The 6140-nt window shown below is 45.9% G+C and carries 8 protein-coding genes; 3 read left to right on the forward strand and 5 right to left on the reverse strand.

The window, feature by feature from the left end; all coding sequences use genetic code 11:
• The 5 genes from AB7U21_RS09630 to dusB form a co-directional block, all read right to left on the reverse strand.
• On the reverse strand, window positions 1–739 hold a 739-nt coding region (locus AB7U21_RS09630; protein ID WP_428388631.1), incomplete at its 3' end, for a thiamine pyrophosphate-dependent enzyme.
• Window positions 736–1950, reverse strand: coding sequence for a pyruvate synthase subunit PorA (porA, locus tag AB7U21_RS09635; RefSeq protein WP_333787631.1), 1215 nt, complete (start codon window positions 1948–1950; stop codon window positions 736–738). The genes AB7U21_RS09630 and porA, both read right to left, overlap by 4 nt.
• Window positions 1950–2210 (reverse strand): pyruvate synthase subunit PorD, encoded by a 261-nt coding sequence (porD, locus tag AB7U21_RS09640; protein ID WP_333787630.1) that lies wholly within the window; start codon window positions 2208–2210, stop codon window positions 1950–1952. Before porD ends, porA begins: the two co-directional genes overlap by 1 nt.
• The gene (locus AB7U21_RS09645; protein ID WP_298685411.1) at window positions 2207–2755 is read right to left on the reverse strand and encodes a pyruvate ferredoxin oxidoreductase subunit gamma; all 549 of its coding nucleotides are present in this window, start codon (window positions 2753–2755) and stop codon (window positions 2207–2209) included. Before AB7U21_RS09645 ends, porD begins: the two co-directional genes overlap by 4 nt.
• A 204-nt stretch (window positions 2756–2959) precedes the next feature.
• Window positions 2960–3949, reverse strand: a complete 990-nt coding sequence (gene dusB / locus AB7U21_RS09650) for a tRNA dihydrouridine synthase DusB (RefSeq protein ID WP_333787629.1) — start codon at window positions 3947–3949, stop codon at window positions 2960–2962.
• A 332-nt stretch (window positions 3950–4281) separates the two neighbouring features.
• Here dusB and AB7U21_RS09655 point away from each other — a divergent pair, with 332 nt between their 5' ends.
• From AB7U21_RS09655 to AB7U21_RS09665, 3 genes are read left to right on the forward strand one after another with little or no spacing between them, the layout of a single operon-like run.
• A complete protein-coding gene (locus AB7U21_RS09655) occupies window positions 4282–4824 on the forward strand; it encodes an AAA family ATPase (RefSeq protein WP_333787628.1) in 543 nt (180 codons plus the stop codon).
• On the forward strand, window positions 4821–5279 hold the full coding sequence (locus AB7U21_RS09660; protein ID WP_333787627.1) for an RNA-binding domain-containing protein: 459 nt from the start codon (window positions 4821–4823) through the stop codon (window positions 5277–5279). Before AB7U21_RS09655 ends, AB7U21_RS09660 begins: the two co-directional genes overlap by 4 nt.
• Window positions 5276–6049 (forward strand): sugar phosphate isomerase/epimerase, encoded by a 774-nt coding sequence (locus AB7U21_RS09665; protein ID WP_333787626.1) that lies wholly within the window; start codon window positions 5276–5278, stop codon window positions 6047–6049. Before AB7U21_RS09660 ends, AB7U21_RS09665 begins: the two co-directional genes overlap by 4 nt.
• The last annotated feature ends 91 nt before the right edge of the window (window positions 6050–6140 follow it).

Raw genomic sequence — 6140 nt, forward strand, 5'->3', positions numbered from 1 at the left:
TACCTATCTTCCTGACCTTTGTGATCTCCCCATTTTCCATTTCGAACAAGGGCCACAGACCGGTCTTAACAGCCATCCGGGCAACTTCCACTGTCTTGGAAGTATCAAATCCCCAGCCTGTTGTACAGGGGGCGTGGCAGTGTATATATGTGGGACCCGGTGTTTCAGTGGCTTTCTTCACCTTTGCTATCATGTCCTTGCCATACGCAAGGGATGTGGTGGCCACGTATGGGGAACCATGTGCTGCGATGATAGCAGGCATGTTCTTTTTAGGGCGCTGGTTACCAAAAGAAACCTTTCCGGCAGGACTTGTAGTAGTTGAAGCATTAAATGGGGTTCCACTACTTCTCTGCACTCCGGTGTTCATGTAAGCTTCATTGTCTATACAGACATAAGTGAAGTCGTGTCCTCTCTCAAAAGCTCCGGAAATAGCCTGAAGACCGATATCCATAGTTGCACCGTCGCCACCAATGGCAACAACCCTGGTGTTACCCTTCTTTCCCATGGCCTTCAGTGCTGCCTCAATACCAGATGCCACAGCAGCAGCATTTTCAAATAGTGAGTGTATCCAGGGCACATTCCATGAAGTTTCAGGGAAAGGAGTTGTCATGACTTCAAGACAGCCGGTAGGACTGACTACTATACAATCCTCGCCTGCCCCCATAAGTGTGAACTTGGCAGCCATTGCGTCACAGCAGCCTGCACATCCCCTGTGTCCTGAAACGAAAAGGTGTTTCATAGTATTTCCTCCCTCACATCAGTGAACTGGCTTTCGAGCTTAATACCAGTCTTCATTACTTCCTCAGCCTCAGATATGATCTTCTCTATCGTGCTCATACGTATGTCACGGCCTCCATGGCCTATCATGTAACCCACAACAGGTACACGGTTTTTGGTGTTGTACAGGCAAGATTTGGTTTCTGTGAACAGAGCGCCTTCGTTAAGTCCCAATGAGATGTTCTTATCCAGGACTACAACGACCTTTGCATCCTTAATGGCTTTCCTGATAGCCTCTGCCGGAAATGGCCTGAAAGACCTGACCTTCAGCAAGCCTACCTTCATACCCTTCTGTCTCAGATTATCAATGGTATCCTTAATGGTACCCACGATGGAACCCATTGCCATGAGAATTATATCAGCATCCTCCGTCTGGTATTCATCAACGAGTCCGCCATAGTATCTGCCGAACACATCATAGAACTCATTGGCTGCATCCTCTATCTTCTTAAGGGCGTTCTCCATCGCCTTCTGTTGCAGATATCTGAACTCGGTATAGTAATTGGGATCAGCCAGGGCACCAAAACTCATGGGTTTCTTTGGGTCCAGTGTGGTAAAAGGTTCATATGCAGGTAAATATTCATCAGTAAGTTCCTGTTCCAGCAGTATCACAGGTTCGTATACATGGGACAGGATAAAACCATCCATACACACCATGGCAGGCATAAGCACTTCCTTGTCCTCTGCAATTTTGAATGCCTGTGCGGTCATATCGGCTGCTTCCTGCAGATCCTCTGCATACAACTGTATCCAGCCGGTATCTCTCTGAGATATTGCATCCTGATGATCGTTCCAGATGTTGATGGGCGCGCTTACAGCTCTGTTCACTACGGTCATGACTATGGGTAGTCTCATACCGGACACGTTGAAAAGTACTTCATGCATCAACTCAAGACCCTGGGACGTTGTGGCAGAGTAGCACCTCGCCCCCACGGCTGAGGAACCCACAAGTGCAGAAAGTGCAGAGAACTCAGACTCCACATTTATATACTCACAGTTTTGTATCTCTCCGTCAGCCATGAACTGAGATAATCCTTCTACAATATGGGTTTGAGGAGTGATCGGGTAAGCAGATATAACATTGGGCCTGCATACCTTGACAGCATGTGCCACAGCATAAGACCCCTCTACGACGACCATCTTTTCCATTTCCAGTTTTCCCTTGGTTGTCATTACTTCTCCTCCAGTATCATGGTTATAGCCGTCTTGGGACATTCGTTGGCGCATACACCGCATCCTTTGCAATAATCATAGTCGAACTGGAAATATCCGTCCTCTCTGGGCAACACGGCCATGTCCGGGCACAACAGTTCGCACAGCTTGCATTTGATACATTTGTCATAGTCGTACACAGGCTTGAAAGTTCTCCAGCCACCGGTCTTGTTGGCCAATGTGGTGCCGGGCTCACAGACTCCCCCTATAGTTATCTTCATACCTTTGCCTCCTTCATCATGTCGTATGCCTGTTGGATGGCTTCAGCATTTCTCTCCCCTACTTTGCCAGGGAATCTTTCTTTTACAGCTTCCTTGATCGACTCAGGCCTTATATTACCGGTAGCCCCTGCAAAGGCTCCCAGCAGCACTGTATTAACTATCGGCCTGCCAATGATCTCAAGTGCGATCTTTGTGGCATTAACGGTTACAACTTTGGCCTTAGTGTTGAGTTTGAAAGTCGAGGGGTCAAATTCACTGTTTATGATAATTATTCCATCTTCCTTCAGGCCACTTGCAACATCTACTACCTCTATAAGGGTAGGGTCCTGCACGATAACGTAGTCAGGTTCGTATATCTGGCTTCTGAGTCTGATAGGCGTGTCATCCATTCTTGTGAACGCCTGTACAGGTGCTCCTCTTCTTTCCACTCCAAAAGCTGGGAACGCCTGGCTGAATTTCCCATCAGCAAAAGCTGCAACGGCTAAAAGCTCGGCAGCAGTGACCGAACCCTGGCCTCCCCGGCCGTGTATTCGTATCTCTTTCATCTGGATTCTCCACAACGTTAGAACAATATACTATCGGCACAACTTTGTTTCTTGCTGTTTGTTTATTGAATATCCTGGCCGAATATGGATAGTTATAAACTGCATTTATTCACAATTGCGTATAAATGCAATGTTTAATTGTGTAGGTTATGAACCGTCTGATAGTTATAAAGCCTTTCGGTTTGAACCGAATAAAAAACTGTATCAGTTACCATGGAAATCATTATTTGTAGCCTTGTCGGATAACTGCTCACACATGCTTTCCATAAGCTGAATTATCGATTTTTTTTCCCGTGTGCCGGAGATGCCCTGACGTACATGTCGCCCACCTTTCATTCCCCGTGTGAACCATCGGGCATGTATCCTTATATCCACATGGTCTTCAAGGGCATACAACTCCAGCAATCTCACGTAATCTTTGAAATCTGCAAGTCTCTGAGTACATTCATCAGTGGGTAGTTGTTCTCCGGTACGCAGGAAGTGAGCTATCTTCGTAAAAACATGTGGATCACCCATTGCAGCCCTTCCTATCATCAAGGCATCACATCCTGTGTGCTCAAGCACCTGCTTTGCAGAAAGGCCGTCAACAATGTCACCATTTGCTATCACTGGAATTGAAAGCTCTTTTTTTATGATCCGGGCATATTCATGCTCAGCTTTTCCAGCATATTGCTGAGCCTGCGTTCTACCATGAACTGTAATGGCACTGGCGCCTGCTTCTTCTATTATTCTTGCGATATCAAGTGTTTTTTTCCTATCATGCAGCACTCTTATTTTAGCTGTTACAGGTGCCCCCACTTTTCCATATACAGCAGATACTATTTCCCGTATCCTTTCAGGAAAATCCAGTAGCGCTGAACCGGATCCATCTTTTACAAGCACATTAGCAGGACATCCAAAATTGAGGTCTATTATATCAGGTGAATACTTCTCTTCCACCATCCTTGCTGCAGTGGAAATGGTATCTGCAGAGTTTCCAAAGATCTGAATGGCAAAAGGTTTCTCTTCCTCTGAACTAAGACCACGGTTTGTTGTTCTTATATTGCCGTGAAGTACAGCATCGGCACTGATCATCTCAGAGTATGTCATTGCAGCACCGTGTTTTTTGCAGAGCATTCTGAAAGCTGGATTGGTTACATCTGCCATCGGTGCCAGGAACAAATACCCATCTATCTTTACATTTCCTATCTTCATTTTTCAGGTTACTCCGAAAAAGAGTCTTTTAATCCGCTATTCGTAGTATGATATAAAAAGAATGTCCAGAGAAAGAAAACTGTGATATGTTTACTTTCTTACAGAGGGATCAGTATTTCTCATAGCCTTTCCTCAAACTTATCTAAAAGTATTGGATTTTATCTGTGGCACACACGCAAATAGTTTGTTACACCCCTACATATAAAATGTGCCGTTACAGTTACATCTAGGTAATTTCCCAAAGACATTTTATTTAGAATGTATATTATTTATAACATCAATGAAGTGTGATTCACATTTCATAAAGGTCAATAAACAACAGCAGGTTAGGTATGACGAAGATATTAGCTTTTGTAGGGATGCCGGCTTCGGGCAAATCAGTAGCTGCATCGATCCTGGGAGAATCAGGTATCAAGGTCGTCAATATGGGTGATGTGATACGTGAAGAGGTTGTACGCAGAGGACTTGAGCCTACAGATATTAACGTAGGTGGCGTAGGAACTGACTTGCGTAACAAAGAGGGTAAAGATGCTGTAGCCAAACGCTGCATACCTAAGATACGAGCATCAGATTCAGATTTTCTTGTTGTGGATGGTGTGCGCAGCCTTGTGGAGGTCAATTGCTTCAAGGAGGCATTTGGTTCTGATTTTACTTTAGTTGCCATAGAAGCCCCGCTTGATACGAGGTTCGCAAGGGTGCAGGCCAGAAAAAGAAGTGATGACATGAAGGACATCGATGCCTTGCGTGTCAGGGATGATCGTGAGCTTGGCTGGGGCATGGGTGAAGCAATTGCTGCTGCTGATCTTGTTATTATGAACACGGGAACACTTGATGAATTCCGAAAAAAAGTGCTCGATATGGTGGGTCAGGCATGATAGAGGTTCAAGTTTCAGCCAGAGTTAACCCTACAGAAACCGAGGCGAAGGTCAGGACAGCGGTTCAAAGCATTTTTCCCCTGGCAGACCTCACTTATAATAAGACCGATGATACAGGATTATGTGGAATGGTTGAAGGAACCACTGGTCTTGAGGGACTCCTTCATTTTCATCATCTTTTAAGGGAAGAAGAAATTATAGACACTGCACGTACTCAGTTTGAGGTGGGCATGAGCAGGAATGCACCTTCCACATCTTTCAGGATAAGCAAATTTGTGGCTTTTGTGGGACGTCTTAATTTCCCGGCTGACGAAGAACCACTGGGCTCGCTACATGTAACAATAAGTGCAGGTTCATCTTTTGAACTCCAGAGGCTGATGGAATGGCTTGCCCCTCCCACTGAAAAGGGCAAGATACTTTTCGAACCGGATATAGAGGACGTGGAAAGTACATGAAAGTAAGGAATCTGAGCTTTTCTTCCAGAGTAGAGACCGGGAATTCCTTTGTCTGGGTCTATCAGCTTGAGGACCTGGGATACACAGGCTGGGAGATCGTCCAGGAAGGCTTCCAGACCCTGCATAACGGTAATCTGGGCAAGGTGCGGGAGATCCGCGATACCACTGACCTGAAGATCACAATGCATCTGCCTTTTTCCGATATGAACCTGGCAGGTCTTAACGATGGGATACGTAATGAAGCATTAAGGCAGATGCACCGCTGCCTTGAACTTGGAAGTGGTATAGTGGAACTGGCGGTGGTACACCCTGGTTACTTATCTCCCTATGGTTCACAGATGCCTGAAAAGGCATGGAGCACCCATATAGAGTCCATCCGGAATGTATGCGACACTGCTGCAGAGTACGGTATCACGATAGCTGTGGAGAACATGCCCGAAATGCCCAAGATATTCGGCAAATATCCTGATGAGATGCTCAGGACCCTTGAGGAAGTGAACAGGGACAATGTGGGCATGACCCTGGACGTAGGCCATGCAAATACAGTGGGAGTTGTGGATGAGTTCCTGGAAAAGTGCAAGGACCAGATCCTGCACATGCATATTCATGACAACCACGGAAAATCAGACGAACACCTGCCTCTGGGGCGGGGAACCGTGCAGTGGAAAAAGGTCATGGAAAGCCTTAAGGGCTACAATGGCAGGCTTGTAACTGAAATGGCAAGCCTTCAAGAAGGTGAAGAATGTCTTGCATATCTTCGGAATCTCTGAATATCACAATATCTCACTTTTTTCATTCTTTTACTCTGCCGTGCCTTTTATCGATCTCGTCCATCATGTCCAGCATCTTGCGGATAGCTGT

This window comes from Methanomethylovorans sp., assembly GCF_050177135.1.
In the GTDB taxonomy this organism is placed as follows: Archaea; Halobacteriota; Methanosarcinia; order Methanosarcinales; family Methanosarcinaceae; genus Methanomethylovorans.

Bases quoted from the DNA above. Each gene is read 5' to 3' on its own strand.
- AB7U21_RS09660 (WP_333787627.1), top strand. From the start codon at position 4,821: ATGATAGAGGTTCAAGTTTCAGCCAGAGTTAACCCTACAGAAACCGAG.
- dusB (WP_333787629.1), bottom strand. From the start codon at position 3,949: ATGAAGATAGGAAATGTAAAGATAGATGGGTATTTGTTCCTGGCACCG.
- AB7U21_RS09645 (WP_298685411.1), bottom strand. From the start codon at position 2,755: ATGAAAGAGATACGAATACACGGCCGGGGAGGCCAGGGTTCGGTCACT.
- porA (WP_333787631.1), bottom strand. From the start codon at position 1,950: ATGACAACCAAGGGAAAACTGGAAATGGAAAAGATGGTCGTCGTAGAG.
- porD (WP_333787630.1), bottom strand. From the start codon at position 2,210: ATGAAGATAACTATAGGGGGAGTCTGTGAGCCCGGCACCACATTGGCC.
- AB7U21_RS09665 (WP_333787626.1), top strand. From the start codon at position 5,276: ATGAAAGTAAGGAATCTGAGCTTTTCTTCCAGAGTAGAGACCGGGAAT.
- AB7U21_RS09655 (WP_333787628.1), top strand. From the start codon at position 4,282: ATGACGAAGATATTAGCTTTTGTAGGGATGCCGGCTTCGGGCAAATCA.